Here is a 17082-nt window from a genome sequence, read left to right as displayed (position 1 = left end):
CCCTGCCCGGACCTTAAAGCGCCTTGCCCGCAATCTGCGGTTTCAGCCGATTCACGGCATTGGTTACTTCTTCGTGATGGGGATGTATAGACAGCGCGCGGGAATAGGCGTCATAGGCCTGTTCGGGCTGACCCAGCACCTCAAAGATCAGGCCAAGCCCGTAGATGGCTTCGTAATTGTTCGGGTTCAACGCGAGCGCGTGCTCAAGATCGGCGGCCGCCATGCCGAACCGCTCCAGCCCAAAAAACACGGAGGCGCGCACATGCCAACCTTCTGCGAAATCGGGCGCATGGTCCGTCAGGGCCGTCAAATGGTCCAACGCGGCTTCGACATTGCCCTCGTCAAGTGCTTCACGTCCGCGTTCAAGCAGCAGATCAGCCGAGGCAGACCCTGATTGCGACCACAGCGACTGCAGTTGCCGATCCAGACCGGCTGCTTGCTCGGGAGACGCTTCGGCAAGCTGCCGCAGCAGCTCGGCTTCGTCCCGCAAATCGGCCTGTTGCGCAATCCCAGTGGTGGAATACATGACTAGGAGGGCAAATGCCGCAACGGTACCTTTGAGATTGTTGATTGCAATGCTCATAACAATGTTCAGTGTAGCGTTGCGACCGCGGATGTCCATTCACGGCGCACTAACAAATGAGGAAGACCATGAGCGACACTCTTGAAAAAGCGGCAGCCGCGCTGAACGAAAAACTGTCGGGCGGCGATTTCGACTCGTCGGCGAAATTCGCCATCGCCGACCTCGGCTCGATCGTGTTGGATGAAAACGGTGCGCGGGTCAGCGACGAGGACGCCGAGGTCACCCTGAGCGCCGACGCGGACACGTTCGAGCAAATCCTCAGCGGTGAGCTGAACCCCACGGGCGCGTTCATGGCCGGCAAGCTGAGCGTCGACGGCGACATGGGTGTTGCCATGAAGCTTGCCTCGGTGCTGGCCTGATGGATTTGTCGCCGGCCCCGTTCTTTGAAGATGTGGCCGGCGGTCCCGCCGGCGGCGCCGCGCACTGGTTGACCACAAGCGACGGCACACGCATTCGCGTGGGCCATTGGCGCCCCGAAGGTGAGGCGACCGGGACGGTGATGATCTTTCCCGGCCGCACGGAATATATTGAAAAATATGGCAATGCAGCGGGTGAGTTCGTACAACGCGGCTTTGCTGTACTGGCCGTGGATTGGCGCGGACAGGGTCTGGCTGACAGATTGCTGGAAGATCCGCGCGTTGGCCATGTGGACAAGTTTACCGACTATCAGCAGGACGTGCGCGAAACGCTGAAACTGGCCGAGCAGCTTGGCCTGCCGAAACCCTGGCACGTGATCGGCCATTCGATGGGCGGCGCGATCGGGATGCGCGCGGTTCTGGAAACAGGCCTGTTTGCCTCTTGTGCCTTCACCGGCCCGATGTGGGGCATTTTCTTTACCCCACTGATGAAACCGCTCAGCCGTCTGACCGCCTATTGGGGGCCGCGGATCGGGCTGGGCGAAAAGACGCCTCCGACCACGTCACTGGAAAGCTATGTTCTGATCCAGCCTTTCGCGGGCAACGCACTGACCCGCGATCCCGGGATGTACCGGATGATGCAGGATCAGTTGAAAGCGCATCCCGAACTGGCCCTGGGTGCGCCGTCGACCATCTGGCTACGCGAGGCACTGGGCGAATGCGCCTGGCTGATGGCGCAGACCGCCCCCGACATTCCCTGTCTGACCTATCTTGGCAGCCACGAGCAGATCGTGGACCGCAAGGCGATCCGGGCGCGCATGACGAACTGGCCCAGCGGCCGGTTGGTCGAGATCCCCGACGGCGAACACGAGGTGATGATGGAGCCGCCCGAGGTCCGCGGCCCGGTGTTCGAGGAGATGGCCGCGCATTTCTCGGCCGCCGCCAACGGGCAGACAGCCGAACTTGCGATGACGCGCTGACACCTCGGCTGCTTGTGATCCGCGCGCCCTGCGCCTAGATGTGATCCAACGCAGACAATCGAGGTGTTTCATGCACGAGCTTCCCTTCCCCGTCCGAGACGCAATTGCCGGCGGCGGCGCCGACAACCTTGGCAACCTGCCGGAATGGAACCTGGACGATCTGTACAAGGGACAGGACGCGCCGGAACTGACCCGCGATCTTGAGTGGCTGGAGCAGGAATGCGCGGCTTTTGCCGCCGATTACGAAGGCAAGCTGGCCGATCTGGATGCGCAGGGCCTGCTGACCTGTGTCCAGCGCAACGAAAAGATCAACGCCGTCGCCGGGCGCATCATGTCCTTTGCCGGGCTGCGATATTACCAGCTGACCACCGATGCCGAGCGCGCCAAGTTCCTGTCGGACATGCAGGAGAAGGTCACGCTGTTCACCACGCCGCTGGTGTTCTTCACGCTCGAGATCAACCGCATCGACGACGACGTGCTGGCCGCTCATTTCAAGGCCAACGCGGACCTGGCCCGGTACGAGCCCGTCTTCCGCCGCATCCGCGCGATGAAGCCCTATCAACTGTCGGACGAGCTGGAGAAATTCCTGCATGATCTGGGGGTGGTCGGCGACGCGTGGGAACGGCTGTTCGACGAAACCATCGCCGGGCTGACCTTTACCGTGAACGGTGAAGAGCTGAACATCGAAGGCACCCTGAACCTGCTGACCGAACAGGACCGGTCCAAACGCGAGGCCGCGGCCCGCGAACTGGCCCGCGTGTTCCAAGACAACGTCAAAACCTTTGCCCGCGTCCACAATACGCAGGCCAAGGAAAAGGAAATCATCGATCGCTGGCGCAAGATGCCGACCCCGCAGACCGCGCGGCACCTGGCGAACGATGTCGAACCCGAAGTGGTCGAAGCCCTGCGCGAGGCGGTGGTGGCCGCCTATCCCAAGCTCAGCCACCGGTATTACGAGCTCAAGCGCAAATGGTTGGGTCTGGATGTGATGCAGGTCTGGGACCGCAACGCGCCGCTGCCGATGGAAGACACCCGCACCGTGTCGTGGGAGGACGCCGAGAAGACCGTGATGGAGGCTTATGCCGCTTTCGATCCCCGCATGGCCGAGATTGCAGCACCGTTCTTTTCGAAAGGCTGGATCGACGCGGCGGTGAAACCGGGCAAGGCTCCGGGCGCCTTCGCGCACCCTACCGTGACCGAGGTGCATCCTTACGTGATGCTCAACTACCTGGGCAAACCGCGCGACGTGATGACGCTTGCGCACGAGTTGGGCCACGGCGTGCATCAGGTGCTGGCTGCCGGTCAGGGTGAGATGCTGTCATCGACGCCCCTGACGCTGGCCGAAACTGCCAGCGTCTTCGGCGAGATGCTGACCTTCCGCAAGATGCTGGATCAGGCCGAAACGCCCGAGCAGCGCAAGGTTCTGCTGGCCGGCAAGGTCGAGGACATGATCAACACGGTGATCCGCCAGATCGCCTTCTACGACTTTGAATGCAAGCTGCACGCCGCCCGCCGCGAGGGCGAACTGACGCCGGACGACATCAACGCCCTGTGGATGAGCGTTCAGGCCGAAAGCCTTGGCCCGGCGTTTGAATTCATGGAAGGGTACGAGACCTTTTGGGCCTATATCCCGCACTTTGTTCATTCGCCCTTCTATGTCTACGCCTATGCATTCGGCGACGGATTGGTGAACGCGCTGTACTCGGTCTATGAAAGCGGCGCGGACGGGTTCGAGGAAAAGTACTTCGAGATGCTCCGCGCGGGCGGCTCCAAGCACCACAAAGAGCTTTTGGCCCCGTTCGGGCTGGATGCCAGCGACCCGAAATTCTGGGATAAGGGTCTGTCGATGATCTCGGGGATGATCGACGAACTGGAGGCCCTGGAGGGGTGACAGACCCAACCGACAAGGGGCGCTGGCGGGCCATCAAGGACCGCCTGCGCCCTGTTCTCGCCCGGATCCGCCGCAATGTCCCGCGGGGGCTGCGGTTTGTCGTGGGTCTTTTGTTGATCGTCGCAGGCGCCTTCGGCTTCCTTCCGGTTCTGGGGTTTTGGATGATCCCCTTGGGCATCATGGTTGCCGCCATGGACGTCAACCTGCTGCGGCGCTGGTGGCGCCGCCGATAACCCTGTTCCGGCTGTCGCCTAGTTTTTTCTGGTCGTGAGGAACACCGCGAATACGATCAATCCCGCCCCAATCGCAGCCATTGGGGTGATCGGTGCCCCCAGAAAAATTGACGAATTGACGAAGGTGAACACCACCGAGGTGGCGAACAAAAGGGTCGCGGTCAACGTCGACACTCGCGCGGCGGCCTCGTACCAAAGGTAATAGGCCAGCGCAGTCGGGAAAACGCCCAGCAAGACTAAAAACACCAAATCGTTGCCGGATGGCATCCGCAGCGCAAAAACGGACAGCGGAAGCAGAATTACGGCCGAGCAAAGGAACACACCAAACAGGAAATTCAGACGCTCGGCCGTCGATTTCGACGCGCGCATGGCCCGGCTGCTGGCGATCAGGAACACCGCCCAGCTGACCCCGGCCCCAATTTCCATCATATCCCCCAGAACCGGGTCCCCGCCGCCTTCGAAATCGCGGAAAACCGTAAGAAAGACCCCCAAGATGGCCAGAAGGGTCGCCAGAACATCGGTTTTTCCAACAGGGGTGTCGGCGAAGAAATACAAGAAAACCAGAACAAAGAACGGCGCGGTATTTTCCAACACCATCGCGCTGCCTGCACCGGTGTGTTCAAGCCCGATATGAAACAGAATGTAGTTGATGACCGTCGCCAAAACCGCAAGACGGAAGTTCCAATCCCGGAGCTGGACGGAAACCGGCGCACTCATCGCACGCAACATGCCGTAGATGGCCAAAGCAGCTATGAACAGCCTGGTTGTGGCAATTTGCATGCCACCCAGATCTCCGGTCAGGTAGCGCACGATGACGCTGTGCGTGCCCCAAAGAAATGCGGCCAGGAACCCAAGAAACAGGCCATTCTGAAAAAGGGAACCGCCGTCTTTGCCGGCCTCCTTCACTTGAGCTGGCTGTCCTTGGAGCCGCGCCGATTGATACCGCCGCGGGCCTTGAAAGCACCATCACGCTCTTGCTGGCAATCCAGACACAGCTTGACCCCGGGGATCGCCAGTCGGCGCTTCTCGGGGATCGGTTCTTCGCACTCTGCACAATGGGTCAGGCTTTCACCGACCGGGCGCTTTTTCGCCTGCATCCGTGCCAGCTCGTCTGAAATCGAAGCCTCGATCTGTTCACTTACAGCGCCGTCGCGCGCCCAGCCTCCGGCCATGGCCCCCTCCTGTTCAGGTGCTCACCAGTTTAGGCCCGGGGTGGCTGATCACGCAAGTCAGAGCGGTGTTGCGCCGTCGAACACCCGGTCGATCATCGCCTGCGTCCCGCGCGAGAATTCGAGCGGACACGGGTATTCGTCGCCCGCGCGAACGGACCGGCAAAACGCCTCGACCTGCAGCTTGTAGTGATCGTCGGCTGGGAAGCGCGTCACAAGAACTTCCAAACCTGGGCGATGCAGCTCGACCCGTGCCTCGCCAAACACTCGCGCGTTGAACGGCGCGGTCAGGCGGATCAGGCCGCGTTCGCCGTGAAAGACCATTTCCTGATACGGATGCATGCGGATCGAGACGTAAGCTGAATAGGTAAAGCCGGGAAATTGCGCACGTATTTCCGTGAACGCGTCGATGCCATCCTCCCAGCGGATGGCCGATTGCACGGCGTCCGGTTCCTGCCCCGTCGCAAAACGGGCCGACCCGATGACATAGACGCCGATGTCGCGCAGCCCGCCCCCGCCGGTTTCGGCGCGGTTGCGGATATTGCCGGTGTCGGCTCTGTTGTCGAAACTGAATGCGCCCGTGACATGCACCAGATCACCGATGGCGCCGTCGGCGATCAGGTCGCGCACGTGCTGCCACTGAGGGTGGTGCACAATCATATAGGCCTCGGCCGCCAGCAGCCCGGTCTGGTCGCGCTTGTGGATCAGAGCTTCGAACTCCTCCGCGCGCATGGTCATCGGCTTTTCACACAGAACGTGCTTGCCGGCCTCCAGCGCCTTCAGGCTCCATTCCACATGCAGGTGGTTCGGCAGCGGGATATAGACCGCCTCGACTTCGGGCGAAGCCAGCAGCGCGTCATAGTCGTCAAAGACCGTAAGGTCCGGGCAGAAGTTCTGGAATGGACCGGCTTTCGCCGGATCCGAAGTCGCCAAGGCAGACAAACGCGCGCCCGAGGCCGCATGGATCGCCGGACCCATGAATTGGCGTGCGAATTTCGCCGCCCCCAGAATGCCCCATTGAACCGGCTTGTGCATGGTTTCCTCCGTATTTGACCATGTTCCGCGCTGAAATGTTTGCGCCAACATCTATTGCGCCTTCTGTATCAGCCAAGCGACGCCAAGTCAGGCTTTTCTGTGCGCGGGACACCCGTAATCTGCGCATGACAAACGGGAGGGACTAACGTGAGAAGATTTCTGAAATGGCTGGCAGGCCTCACGGCGGCTGTGGTCGTCATCGGGGCCGTGATTTTTTTCGTGGTAGTGCCGCCGTATGTCGAAAACGCGCGCAACAACGTGATCGACCACGACCCATATCCGGTGTCCGACACTGCCGCGGCTCTGCACGAAACCCTGATCGTGGGCGACCTGCATGCCGATCCGCTGTTGTGGAGCCGCGACCTGACCGAGCGCGGAACCCGCGGCCAGGTGGATATTCCCCGGCTGATCGAAGGGAACGTGGCCCTGCAGGTGTTCACCGCCGTGACCAAATCACCGGCCGGGCAGAATTACGAGGCAAACTCGGCCGAGGCATTCGACAACATCACCCTTCTGGCCATCGGTCAGCTTTGGCCGCTGCGCACCTGGGACAGCCTTAAGGAGCGCGCAATTTATCAGGCTGAGAAACTGCACCGGTTCGAGGCCGCCTCAAACGGACATCTAAAGGTCATCAAGACCCGCGCGGATCTGGATGCGGTGCTCGAGGCCCGCGCGCGCGGAGAAAAGGTCGTGGGCGGCATTCTGGGGATCGAAGGCGCCCATCCGCTGGAGGGCGATCTGGCCAATCTCGACCCGATATTCGAGGCGGGCCACAGGGTGTTCGGGCTTCAGCATTTCTTTGACAACGAACTGGGAGGCTCGCTTCACGGCACCGGGAACACGGGCCTGACCGAATTCGGGCGGCAGGTGGTGGCCGAATTGGCCAAGCGCCCGGTGGTGATCGACCTGGCCCATTCCAGCCCGCAAGTGGCGCGCGACGTGCTGGCCCTGACCGACGAGCCGCTGATCGTCAGCCATGGCGGTCTTCACGGGTTCTGCCCGGTCAAGCGCAACTATCCCGATGACCTGATGAAGGAAATCGCCGCGACCGGCGGTGTCATCGGGATGGGATATTGGGCCGACGTCACTTGCGGCGACATCGCCCCGGCGGGAATTGCCAAAATGATCAAGGCAGCCATCGAAACGGTCGGGGAAGGCCATGTGGCACTGGGGTCCGACTATGACGGCTCGGTCGAGACCGCGTTTGACACGTCGGAACTGGCGGCGCTGACCTCGGCCTTGTTGGACGAAGGCCTGACCGAAGCGCAGATCCGCAAGGTCATGGGCGAAAACATGGTGCGGGTATTCCGCCAACAGCTGCAGTAGGACATGACGAAAAAAACGGCCCGGGTTTCCCCGGGCCGCTTGTTCATCTGATTGCCGTGATCAGGCGGTGGCCAGCATGCCCTTTTCACGCGCCAACTCACGCATCTTTTTCTGCAGCTTTTCAAAGGCGCGCACCTCGATCTGACGGATGCGTTCGCGGCTGACATTGTACTGCGTACTCAGTTCCTCGAGCGTCACGGGCTGATCCATCAACCGGCGCTGGGTCAGGATGTCCTTTTCGCGGTCGTTCAGGACGTCCAGCGCCTCGGTCAGCAACTCGCGGCGCACCTCAAGCTCTTCGCGGGCTTCATAATCGCCGGCCTGGTCGGCATCTTCGTCTTCCAGCCAGTCCTGCCACTGCATGGTGCCTTCGCCCTCGGACCCGACCGTGGCGTTCAGCGACGCATCCCCACCCGACATGCGGCGGTTCATGCTGATGACCTCTTCTTCGGTCACGCCCAAGTCATTGGCGATCCGCTTGACATTGTCCGGGTGCAGGTCGCCCTCCTCCAACGCGCCAATCCGTGCTTTCGCCTTGCGCAGGTTGAAGAACAGCTTTTTCTGCGCCGAGGTGGTGCCCAGTTTCACAAGCGACCAGGATCGCAGGATGTATTCCTGGATCGAGGCGCGGATCCACCACATCGCATAGGTCGCCAGACGGAAGCCTTTTTCCGGATCGAACCGCTTGACGGCTTGCATCAGGCCCACATTGGCCTCGGAAATCACCTCGGCCTGCGGCAAACCATAGCCGCGATAGCCCATGGCGATCTTGGCGGCCAGTCGCAGATGCGATGTCACCATCTTGTGCGCCGCTTCGGTGTCCTGCTCTTCGACCCAACGTTTGGCCAGCATGTACTCCTCTTCCGGCTCCAGCAGGGGGAATTTGCGGATTTCCTGCAGATACCGGTTCAACCCACCTTCTGGCGTAGGCACGGGGAGATTTTTGTAATTTGCCATGTATCACGTCCCTTGGACAAATGTTTACGCCCTTAACATGGATATGGGGCCACGTTCAGGACCATTCAAGAGCAGGTGTTAACAGTCTGGGATTAAGGAACGATAAAGGAAAGCTAAGAAAGTCTTAGTCACGAGACTTTGCAGGTTGTTTCAGAACTGAGATGAGTGCCTCGATATCTTGCGGCAATGCGGCCTCAAAACGCATTTCCTCGCCGGAAACGGGATGAACAAAGCCCAGGACGGCCGCGTGCAGGGCTTGGCGCGGGAACGCACGCACCGCCTCCGCAGCGTCTGCATCAAACGACCGGGCCGACAGTTTACGCTTGCCGCCATAGACCGGGTCGCCCACCAAGCCGTGGCCCGCATGTGCCATGTGCACCCGGATCTGGTGGGTGCGTCCGGTTTCCAGCCAGCACTCGATCAATGATACCGCGCCGGGTTTTCCGAACACGTCAACGACGCGCGCACGTGTCACGGCATGGCGCCCGCCATGAAAAAACACCGCCTGTTTCTGCCGATCATGTTTGTGCCGGGCCAGTTGCGTTGTGATTCGCATCACGTTGCCGGGCTCAAAACTCACGCCTTTGACACCGCGCAGCCGCGGGTCATTGGCATCCGGAACGCCATAGCAGACCGCGCGATAGTATCGCTCGACGCTGTGCGCCTCGAACTGGGCCGCCAGCCCCTGGTGGGCGGCGTCCGATTTGGCAACCACCAGCAACCCGCTGGTATCCTTGTCGATCCGGTGCACGATGCCCGGCCGCTTGACCCCGCCTACCCCCGACAATTCCTCGCCACAGTGGTGCAGCAGGGCGTTCACCAAAGTGCCGTTGGGCGACCCCGGTGCCGGGTGGACGACCATGCCCGCAGGCTTGTTGATCACGATCAGGTCAGCGTCTTCATGCACGATGTCCAGCGGAATGTCCTCGGCCCCGATGTGACTCTCGTCCGCTTCGGAGACGGTTATGGACACAACGGCGCCTTCCGGCACTTTGGCTTTGGCGTCGAGCACGACCTTGCCGTCGACCAGAACCGCGCCCTCTTCGATCAGCCGGGCGAGCCGGGTACGCGACAGGCTTTCACCTGCTGGCACATCCCGCGAAAGCGCCTTATCAAGGCGGGGCGGCGGAGCGTCCGCGATAACGAAGTCTATTTGCCGGGTGCCCATGACTGTCCCTTCAGATCCCCAAGAACCGCAGGAAACGCCTCAGTTGCGCCTTCTGCGCCGCATGGTCATGCTGCTGACCGCGGTGATGATTGGCGGGGTTCTAGTGACATTCGCCTTGATTGTCATCCGTCTATCCGACCGGACCCCCACCCTGCCCGATCAGATCGAACTGCCGGACGGTGCAAAGGCCCAAGCCGTGACCATCGGAAACAACTGGTTCGCCGTGGTGACCGATGACAACCGCATCCTGATCTTCGACAAGACCACCGGGAAGCAACGACAGCAGATCTCGCTTGATTGAGTCTTTGGCGCCGCCAGCCTATTCACCCAAGGCCATTCTGAACACGATTTCTGCAGCCTGCTTGAACGCAACGATCTCGTCCGGCGCATCACGACGAAACCTGACTTCGTCCGGGCTCAGCCAGACCGGTTTGAACAGAGTGTCCCGGTCGGGAAAGAACTCAGCCCGAAACCCTTCGTCGGCCTCGGTCAAATAGGTATCAAGCCATGCCCGTTCCTCGGGTTCCAGAACGTCGTGGCGCCGGAACATGATGGGTTCTTTGGGTACCTGACGACGCAGTTGGCGGCTACGCTTGCGCCCGATGGCTCGCGTGACAACGCCAAAGGCTTCACTTGCAGCGCGGGACAGTGTCGGATTGGCAGGCTCACTGGCAACCTCCCCTCCGGGTCGCGACACGCCCAGTCTGTTCAGGAAGTCATCGACGATATTGCCATTCAACATTTCGTCGCGATCATAGAGTGCCGGCACAACCGTGACACCCGGGAACGCGTTGCGGATGCGGGAAACCGCGCCGGAAAAAGAAACCGAGTGAGGCTCGGCCTTGATCTTCGCCAGCTGGTCCCGAATCAAGGCTGAACCGTCGGCTGGCAAACGGCCATTTTTGGCCCTCTGCTTGTAATCCGCCTCAAAGAAATCGGAGTAGCGGCGGCAATAGAATACCACACGCATTTCGCGTGCGGGTATTTCGGTGAAGAGCTGCGCAAGCCGTCCAAGATCGGCCGAATAGAACATTTTCGACGACATCAGGCAGGCCTTGCCGCCATGTGCCTCGTACTCGCGCGCAACGGCCTCACGGTACTTGTCCATCGGTTCTGTTGACTGGTTCATGTGGAACGCCAACAGATTGTGGCTGACCTTGGGGCGATCGTCCCCTTCCAGTCTGCGACGTCCGGCCTCCATGTATCTGAGCCCGGAATCCGACAAGGCCGACGCATTGTTGCGCAGATAGGACTGCAAGGCCGTCGTCCCGGTCTTCGGCATCCCCAAATGCAACCACAGCATCAGGTCGCGCCTCTTGTCATGGTATCGGCCTGCGTGGTCATCTGATGCATCAACTCCTGCATCTCGGACGTGCCCAGCAGTTCCGATATCTGTTTGCGGTGCAGTTCGCAGGACTGGCGGTGCAAGCGAGCCGTTTCAGGGTCTGACATCAGTTCGTCGAAACAGTCCCGCTTGCGTGCGGCAATCGCATCGATCGATGTCTCGACCACTGCGTTCTGGTTCATGATGTTCCAGTATTCCAAGCCCAGGCTGTCGCCCGTGTGATGAGCCCGTCCCCGCACTTTCTTGACCAAGTAGCTCTCGCAGGACTTCAGAGCGTAGTGGTTGAGCTGCACAAGGTCATATCCGACCGAGTCCCGCGCCGACCGCCAACTGCTTGTAAAATACCGCTCGGGCATTGGCTGACCCGAACCATTGTACCAGTGGCAGTCTTCCATGCGGTCGACCGTCGGACGTTTGGGGCGGTGAACACCGATCACATCCCACAAGTGCCGCTGGAACATCGTCTTCAATCCCCATGCCTGCGCCGGTCTGGGTTTGCGCTCGGGGGCAGCACGGCGGAATTGGTCGGACAGGAATCTGTCTTCGTATTGAACCACTCCGGCATTGCCGAACAAGCGCCAGGTCATTGAAATCATCTTGGCATCCGGCACGGCATCAACCAATGATTTCAACGTGTTGTCACCCGTCTTTACATTGATCTGCTCGTCGGCGTCGATCACGATCACCCAGTCTTCAGGCCCCGCGATGTCCATCTGCAAAAAGCGTTTGTACGCGCGTTTCTGAGGGCTTGTTGCGCGGCGGGAATTGTTGTCCACATGGATCAGAACCCCGCGCTGGTCCAGCCGCTCGAGCAGCGCATCCGTCCCGTCCGTGCAGTCATTCGTCATCACGACCATCTGGTCGATGCCAATAGCCTGATTGTGCGCGACCCATTCCAGAACGAACGGGCCTTCGTTCTTCATCGGGGTAACGCTGACAAAGCGGGGGGGCTGATCGACCATTTTTGCCTCAGTTTTTGGCGCCTTGCAGGCCGGGCGCGGGCACGCAAGACCAGTGTTTGTCCGCCAGAGTAATTCCATTGCAGGCGGTGACCAAGTCGAAACCTTGGGCGTGTTTGCACACAGATGACCCTGAATGGTGCTGGATATTGCGAAAGGCCCGCATGTTACCCCTCTGCCCTTTTGAGCTGGTTGGAGAACCGTTTGTAGGTTGGGCACAACGCCTTGGCCCGTTGCAGAAACACTTGCGCCCGCTGTTTTTCACCACGCTTCAGGCAAATCTGACCCGCGGCCCCTTGAATGGCAGCGGTGATGTCGTCCAGCTCGGCCGCGTGCAGGATCTGCGCCTCGGCCTGCTCTTCAGCGCCGATGCGCACCAAGAGTTGCCCCATCGCGAAAACCAGAAACGCGCTGTCAGGGTCACAAGCCAGCGCCTCGGCCATAGTCAATCGCGCCTGTCGTCGGTCACCGGCATCGGCATAAAGCTCGGCAAGACGTTTGTGGTACAGAGGGTTGTCAGGGCACCGCAAGACCACGTCCCGGGCGGCATCAATTGCCGCCTCGACGGCAACCTCGCCCATGCGCCATTGCAGCAACGATGACAGGCTTTCCACAGCGGGGTCCTGTTCCGGCACGTCGTCGATCGCAGTCAGCCCGGCCCACAAAGCTTGCAGGCGCGGACCGCTGTCCTGCAGCCGCCTGGCGCGCTGGTCCAGGGAAAGATCGGACCAATCAAGCAGGATCATGTCGAAATTGCAGGGCGCCCTCACGATCACCTTGTGCTGGACAAGGTACAGGTTGTTGAATGGCGGAAACCGACGTTGGCGCAGCCTGCGCTGCAGGGACCAATCCACCGGCGGAAACAGTCGAACGGGCAGTTGGTCGCGGTACAGCATGCGCGAACCCAAAACCACAACATCGGGTCGCAACGGTTTGGCCCAAAACGCTTTTGCGAAATGACACCCGGCAGCCCAGCGTTTCTTTCTGGTGCCAAGGATGGCCCCCCGCAATGCAGTCAGAACCGCGTGATCTTCGGGCCAAAGATGCGGGTTTTCCAACCCGTCCCGGGCCAACTGCTCGCTTTCCTTCCACTTGCCCAGGTAGAACGCATTCAACGCCTGCAACAGGGGCAGAAAAGCGTTGTCCGCCCCGGCATCGAGGATGGGCTGACCCAGATCGTAAGCCTCTTGGCACCGATCCTGAGCGCACAGGTATTGCGCGGCCTTGGCATAGACATGGGCGGCCTCTGACGGGTTCAGAAAAGTCTCGGGCCCTTGCGCCACACGTCGGATGACGTTTTCGTTTGCCTCGTCCAGTTCAGCCTCGGTCAGGACATCGCGGAATACCAGTCTTTGCTGCCCAGATATCCGTGCGGCCGCCATGGAAAAAGCCGAGATGAACGGAGCGATCACCTGCTCGGCCCGGGACATCGCGTAAAGCTCGAGAAAGTCGCGCTGTGCTCGGGTCATTCCCGACAGGTTCGCAATGTCGGACATCTGCATCAGGTTCGGATAACGCTTTTGAAACCGCGCAATCAGTTCGGGCTGGTCCGAGAACATGATCGCGGGCCGGTCCAGCCTCTTGGAAAGATGCATATCGTAGAGTTCTTCCGGCTCGACCTTTGCCGGCCAAGTGGTGTGCTTCCAGGGCAGCGCGTTCAGGATGTCACCGCGCCGGATATGGTAGGCAGAAACGCCCTGCCCCGAGAGCCTGGCATCGGCAAGCCCCATGATGTGCCGGATATGCAGAGTGAACCCGATACGGTGAATGAACTCGCGGTAGCGCGGGCGGATCGCCTCAATATCCTCCCAAGGAAAGGCAAGAACCTCAAACCCCTCTTCGACCAAGACCGAACGGCCGGCGGCCAGATGCGCCATCAGCCGATCGGGCGTCGCGTCGCCCAAAAAGCTCCAGACCGGCAGCGCATCCTTCGCCAGCCGATCGTGAGTTTTCTGATCCAGAAATTGAGACTTGATCCATTCGGGATCGAACAGCTCTTCCGGGTTGTCCAGTTCGGGGGCATCTGCCCCGGGTGGAAACCAGTTGACCCGATAATCCGCGTCGAAATCCTCGGCCAGGCGTATGCAGGTCAGCATCATCAGCAGTCGGGCACCCATGCGGTCCTTGCGCTGGCCGATGAACACGCCCCGTTTGGGCGTCATGACGCGTCCCCTGCCGCCATAGCCCGGCGCATGGCCCGGAACCGCTGGCGGGCGGCCACTACCAGCTTTGGGTGACGTTCTTCGCCCACGGCTTCAATGCCGCGCATGTAGATCGGCAATCTCCGGCGGGCACGCATCATCTTGTAGTACTCGGACGGCTCCAGGGTCCCACGCATCGCCTGCTGCATCACCGGCTTCAATAGATTGAGTTTCCGCAGCATTGGTGCGGCGAAGTGGTTGGCGAACCAGGTTTTGAGAAGAACGACATTGCCGCCCTGCAGCCGTGTGACCTGTTGCCTGTCCAAGTCAAAAAACGGGTCGTAAAACACATAGGCCCGGGCGGCGGCCTGAACGGTTTCGACAGCGTCACTCAGCGGCAGATCCCAGTCCTGGACACGACCGAACCGATAGCGAGTTTCCCAAGGGACCCGCCGCTCGTCCAATGTGGTCTGAGGATTGAAAGCAATGACGATCGCACCCGGCACCAGCGCCGAGAAGGTCAACGCGGCGAACCCTCCCATGGACGCTCCGGCAAAAACGACCTGATCGAACTTGTCAAAAAAACCCTCGCGCGCCTTGTCCTCGAAATAACCGATGATTTCGGGGTCGCGATACCATGCCTTTGTGCGGGCGATCACGCCCAGATGGGACCATCCCTCGTCCCGGAAAAACTTCCAGCCCCACGGCTCGCGGGCAAAGGACAGGTCATTGGCATTTGCAATATTGTCAAAACTGACGACCAGCCGCGCCGGGTCACGCTGGTGGAAGAGAACCGAGTGACGGTCGAGCTTTTGCAGAAACCCCGTCCCGTCCCCGCCGGGGTAAATCTCGACAAACCAAGGCGGAGGCGGATCGGTCAGAATGCGTTCATGGCCGGTCTTCCGATCCGGGTGGTCAGGTTGCAGCTGCGCTTTGGTCAGGTCGTCCGCCATGGCCGTCACACCAGATTGTCGGCCAGCCAAGACCGGAACTCCACCCAATCGGGGCGCATCTTGATTTCGGCGATTTTGGCGCGGTGCCAGTCGCAGGCCCGTTCGTGCAATTCGCGCAGTTCGGGATTCGATTTGAGTTCGTCAAGCAACGGTGCTGCACGCTGGGCGATCGGCTGGATCGAGGTGTCCTGAACCTTGTTTGCATTCATGTCCGACCAGTAGGATTGCCCCTGATCCACCTTTACGTGGTTGGTCCGCCCCCGGTCCCGCTTGATAAGAAAGCCATCCAGACATCGAACGGAATAATGATGGAGCCGTCCGAAGGAATGGTCGAAATTCCGCCAAGCGCGCCAACCGACATTCTCGGCCGGAAACAGATTTCCGCCCGCGTCCGACCATGCGACCTCGGCCTCTTTGCCCTCTTCAATGCCCTTGGGTCTGTGCGGTCCGAACCGAGTGAACTTGCCATTGTTCCGAAACAGCGTTTTCAGACCATATGCGCGACCCGAATGATAGGGAAACTCCTGATCCGCCATGCAAAATGACCGTGTCACGGGCGTGTCGTCAAAACTGATATTGCCCGACGTCCCAAACAACCGCCATGCGAACGAAATGGCGTCCACCGATTGTCCTGCCTTCTGTTCAACGGCATCAATCAAGGCCGCGAAGCTGTTGTCGCCGCATCGAATGTTCCAAAACTCATCGACATCAAGGCACATCAGCCAATCGGCTTCTTTGACCTTGGGATGTCGCCGTGCCCGCCGGAGCATCTGGTGCTGGGGGTTTCCACCCTCAGGCACAGCATTTGGGACGTGGGATGCCAAACCCATCTGCTCAAGCCGTTGTGCAATTCTGTCGGTACCGTCCTCGCAGTCATTGGTGAAGATCACAAAGTGATCGACGCCCAAAGTCCGATGAAATGCGACCCACTCCAGCATGTAGGGGCCTTCGTTTTTCATCGTCGTGAATACGGTAATGGTCTGAGACATTTACGCCTGTTCCCGAACTGCCTTTGACCTTCTTCTTACACAAAGCGCACCAATGCTGCGAGGGTCGAATTCCGTACGGGGGAATGTCTGGGCCCACTGGTGCACCGCTACACGTGTAACCGACCTTCGGACGCAAGCGCCCTAAGCACCACGGAAGCAGACAACAGGTCCCATCTGGAGTCGATTGCCCTCTCAAATAATCCCAGAATTTTGGGTTACGGCGTAAAAGGGACCAGTAAAAACCAAACTAATTCCGCCAGTTGCACCGCAAATCTCTTGCGACCGGCCTCGTTAATCCCAACCCTACTAACGGAAAAACAGCGCACGTCAAAAGCGGCGGACGAGCAGTCTTGTCGAGGGGAGATGGTACCGCCTCCCTGGCTTGAACAGGGGACCTCTGGATCCACAATCCAGCGCTCTAACCAACTGAGCTAAGGCGGCACTCGTGAGGGGCGATTTAACGAACGCGTTCGGGGATTGCAAGAGCCTTAAAGTCGAATTGACCAGCTTTGTTCGATGAGATCGACGCCGAAGGAATGAACCGGTTTGCTGTCGGTCAGGCGCCATCCATACGCTTGGTACAGCTTGCAGGCAGCCCTGTGGCTTTCGTGGGTCCACAACACCATCGACGCATAGCCCGCGGATCGCGCAAAATCCATGCATGTCATCAAAAGCCGCGCCCCAAGTCCCCTGCCCCGCGCGTCGGGTTCCAGCAAAAAAAGCCGCAGTTTGGCGGTAGTTTCATCCTGCGCGACACAGAAAATACTACCAAGGCGCTTTCCGTCACTTTCAACGATCCATCCCCTCTCGCGTTGGGGATCACGCCCGGCGACAAATTCGTCCAGAATACGGGCCACCAGCGGAGCGAAGCTCTCGTCAAATCCTTCATCCCGCGCGTAAAGTGTTCCGTGGCGCTCGACCAGCCAATCGCGGTCATCTTCGCGAAACGGCCGGATCTCAGCATTGTCCCCTTGCAGCATCGGCCACACACTCCGCT

General features: G+C 60.1%; 18 protein-coding genes and 1 tRNA gene. 6 read left to right on the top strand and 13 right to left on the bottom strand.

Annotated elements, in window-relative coordinates; translation table 11 throughout:
* Positions 1-13: 13 nt before the first annotated feature.
* Complete coding sequence (locus tag K3752_RS06625; protein WP_260065725.1) at positions 14-583, bottom strand: tetratricopeptide repeat protein; 570 nt, start codon at positions 581-583, stop codon at positions 14-16.
* Positions 584-651: 68 nt separating this feature from the next.
* On the opposite strand from K3752_RS06625, the gene K3752_RS06620 reads away from it, so the two are divergent.
* The 4 genes from K3752_RS06620 (at position 652) to K3752_RS06605 (ending at position 4043) form a co-directional block, all read left to right on the top strand.
* Entirely contained in the window at positions 652-942 is a 291-nt protein-coding gene (locus tag K3752_RS06620) for an SCP2 sterol-binding domain-containing protein (protein WP_170433170.1), read from the top strand.
* Positions 942-1919 (top strand): alpha/beta hydrolase, encoded by a 978-nt coding sequence (locus K3752_RS06615; RefSeq protein WP_260065722.1) that lies wholly within the window; start codon positions 942-944, stop codon positions 1917-1919. Before K3752_RS06620 ends, K3752_RS06615 begins: the two co-directional genes overlap by 1 nt.
* A 70-nt stretch (positions 1920-1989) precedes the next feature.
* Entirely contained in the window at positions 1990-3810 is a 1821-nt protein-coding gene (locus tag K3752_RS06610; protein ID WP_260065720.1) for a M3 family oligoendopeptidase, read from the top strand.
* Positions 3807-4043 carry a hypothetical protein gene (locus K3752_RS06605; protein WP_170363690.1) on the top strand — a complete coding sequence of 79 codons (237 nt, stop codon included), beginning with the start codon at positions 3807-3809 and terminating at the stop codon, positions 4041-4043. Before K3752_RS06610 ends, K3752_RS06605 begins: the two co-directional genes overlap by 4 nt.
* Positions 4044-4061: 18 nt before the next feature.
* On the opposite strand, the gene K3752_RS06600 is transcribed toward K3752_RS06605, so the two are convergent.
* The 3 genes from K3752_RS06600 to K3752_RS06590 are packed head-to-tail and all read right to left on the bottom strand — an operon-like array spanning position 4062 to position 6247.
* On the bottom strand, positions 4062-4949 hold the full coding sequence (locus tag K3752_RS06600; protein ID WP_260065717.1) for a DMT family transporter: 888 nt from the start codon (positions 4947-4949) through the stop codon (positions 4062-4064).
* On the bottom strand, positions 4946-5215 hold the full coding sequence (locus K3752_RS06595; RefSeq protein WP_093961778.1) for a DksA/TraR family C4-type zinc finger protein: 270 nt from the start codon (positions 5213-5215) through the stop codon (positions 4946-4948). Before K3752_RS06595 ends, K3752_RS06600 begins: the two co-directional genes overlap by 4 nt.
* A 57-nt stretch (positions 5216-5272) precedes the next feature.
* On the bottom strand, positions 5273-6247 hold the full coding sequence (locus K3752_RS06590) for a Gfo/Idh/MocA family protein (RefSeq protein ID WP_260065713.1): 975 nt from the start codon (positions 6245-6247) through the stop codon (positions 5273-5275).
* 147 nt (positions 6248-6394) lie between these two features.
* Between K3752_RS06590 and K3752_RS06585 the strand changes: the two genes are divergently transcribed.
* The gene (locus tag K3752_RS06585; protein WP_260065711.1) at positions 6395-7573 is read left to right on the top strand and encodes a dipeptidase; all 1179 of its coding nucleotides are present in this window, start codon (positions 6395-6397) and stop codon (positions 7571-7573) included.
* 60 nt (positions 7574-7633) lie between these two features.
* Here the strand turns inward: K3752_RS06585 and rpoH are convergent, their stop codons facing one another.
* Positions 7634-8530 (bottom strand): RNA polymerase sigma factor RpoH, encoded by an 897-nt coding sequence (gene rpoH / locus K3752_RS06580; protein ID WP_170339682.1) that lies wholly within the window; start codon positions 8528-8530, stop codon positions 7634-7636.
* A 124-nt stretch (positions 8531-8654) separates the two neighbouring features.
* Positions 8655-9698: an RluA family pseudouridine synthase gene (locus K3752_RS06575; protein WP_170445406.1), complete on the bottom strand. Its 1044-nt coding sequence runs from the start codon at positions 9696-9698 to the stop codon at positions 8655-8657.
* Here K3752_RS06575 and K3752_RS06570 point away from each other — a divergent pair.
* The gene (locus K3752_RS06570) at positions 9697-9999 is read left to right on the top strand and encodes a DUF6476 family protein (protein WP_093961773.1); all 303 of its coding nucleotides are present in this window, start codon (positions 9697-9699) and stop codon (positions 9997-9999) included. The genes K3752_RS06575 and K3752_RS06570 overlap by 2 nt on opposite strands.
* 18 nt (positions 10000-10017) lie before the next feature.
* On the opposite strand, the gene K3752_RS06565 is transcribed toward K3752_RS06570, so the two are convergent.
* From K3752_RS06565 to K3752_RS06535, 7 genes are all read right to left on the bottom strand, one after another.
* Positions 10018-11001 (bottom strand): hypothetical protein, encoded by a 984-nt coding sequence (locus K3752_RS06565; RefSeq protein ID WP_260065707.1) that lies wholly within the window; start codon positions 10999-11001, stop codon positions 10018-10020.
* Positions 11001-12005 carry a glycosyltransferase family 2 protein gene (locus K3752_RS06560; RefSeq protein WP_260065705.1) on the bottom strand — a complete coding sequence of 335 codons (1005 nt, stop codon included), beginning with the start codon at positions 12003-12005 and terminating at the stop codon, positions 11001-11003. The genes K3752_RS06565 and K3752_RS06560 overlap by 1 nt, the downstream gene beginning before the upstream one ends.
* 164 nt (positions 12006-12169) lie before the next feature.
* Positions 12170-14164 (bottom strand): hypothetical protein, encoded by a 1995-nt coding sequence (locus tag K3752_RS06555; protein ID WP_260065704.1) that lies wholly within the window; start codon positions 14162-14164, stop codon positions 12170-12172.
* Positions 14161-15096 (bottom strand): hypothetical protein, encoded by a 936-nt coding sequence (locus K3752_RS06550; RefSeq protein WP_260065702.1) that lies wholly within the window; start codon positions 15094-15096, stop codon positions 14161-14163. The genes K3752_RS06555 and K3752_RS06550 overlap by 4 nt, the downstream gene beginning before the upstream one ends.
* Before the next feature lie 5 nt (positions 15097-15101).
* A complete protein-coding gene (locus K3752_RS06545; protein ID WP_260065701.1) occupies positions 15102-16085 on the bottom strand; it encodes a glycosyltransferase family 2 protein in 984 nt (327 codons plus the stop codon).
* Between the two features lie 364 nt (positions 16086-16449).
* A tRNA-His gene (locus tag K3752_RS06540) sits at positions 16450-16526 on the bottom strand.
* A 47-nt stretch (positions 16527-16573) separates the two neighbouring features.
* Positions 16574-17065, bottom strand: a complete 492-nt coding sequence (locus K3752_RS06535; RefSeq protein ID WP_170445388.1) for a GNAT family N-acetyltransferase — start codon at positions 17063-17065, stop codon at positions 16574-16576.
* Positions 17066-17082 lie beyond the last annotated feature (17 nt).

It is taken from the genome of Ruegeria sp. B32 (assembly GCF_025141855.1).
In the GTDB taxonomy this organism is placed as follows: domain Bacteria; phylum Pseudomonadota; class Alphaproteobacteria; order Rhodobacterales; family Rhodobacteraceae; genus Ruegeria; species Ruegeria arenilitoris.
The sequence above is the reverse complement of the archived record's forward strand: the minus strand, read 5'-3'. Positions and strand labels throughout refer to the sequence as shown.

Bases quoted from the DNA above. Each gene is read 5' to 3' on its own strand.
- K3752_RS06535 (WP_170445388.1), bottom strand. From the start codon at position 17,065: ATGCTGCAAGGGGACAATGCTGAGATCCGGCCGTTTCGCGAAGATGAC.
- K3752_RS06545 (WP_260065701.1), bottom strand. From the start codon at position 16,085: ATGTCTCAGACCATTACCGTATTCACGACGATGAAAAACGAAGGCCCC.
- K3752_RS06555 (WP_260065704.1), bottom strand. From the start codon at position 14,164: ATGACGCCCAAACGGGGCGTGTTCATCGGCCAGCGCAAGGACCGCATG.
- K3752_RS06575 (WP_170445406.1), bottom strand. From the start codon at position 9,698: ATGGGCACCCGGCAAATAGACTTCGTTATCGCGGACGCTCCGCCGCCC.
- K3752_RS06560 (WP_260065705.1), bottom strand. From the start codon at position 12,005: ATGGTCGATCAGCCCCCCCGCTTTGTCAGCGTTACCCCGATGAAGAAC.
- K3752_RS06550 (WP_260065702.1), bottom strand. From the start codon at position 15,096: ATGGCGGACGACCTGACCAAAGCGCAGCTGCAACCTGACCACCCGGAT.
- K3752_RS06615 (WP_260065722.1), top strand. From the start codon at position 942: ATGGATTTGTCGCCGGCCCCGTTCTTTGAAGATGTGGCCGGCGGTCCC.
- K3752_RS06625 (WP_260065725.1), bottom strand. From the start codon at position 583: ATGAGCATTGCAATCAACAATCTCAAAGGTACCGTTGCGGCATTTGCC.
- K3752_RS06570 (WP_093961773.1), top strand. From the start codon at position 9,697: ATGACTGTCCCTTCAGATCCCCAAGAACCGCAGGAAACGCCTCAGTTG.
- K3752_RS06590 (WP_260065713.1), bottom strand. From the start codon at position 6,247: ATGCACAAGCCGGTTCAATGGGGCATTCTGGGGGCGGCGAAATTCGCA.
- K3752_RS06595 (WP_093961778.1), bottom strand. From the start codon at position 5,215: ATGGCCGGAGGCTGGGCGCGCGACGGCGCTGTAAGTGAACAGATCGAG.
- K3752_RS06565 (WP_260065707.1), bottom strand. From the start codon at position 11,001: ATGCTGTGGTTGCATTTGGGGATGCCGAAGACCGGGACGACGGCCTTG.
- K3752_RS06610 (WP_260065720.1), top strand. From the start codon at position 1,990: ATGCACGAGCTTCCCTTCCCCGTCCGAGACGCAATTGCCGGCGGCGGC.
- rpoH (WP_170339682.1), bottom strand. From the start codon at position 8,530: ATGGCAAATTACAAAAATCTCCCCGTGCCTACGCCAGAAGGTGGGTTG.
- K3752_RS06620 (WP_170433170.1), top strand. From the start codon at position 652: ATGAGCGACACTCTTGAAAAAGCGGCAGCCGCGCTGAACGAAAAACTG.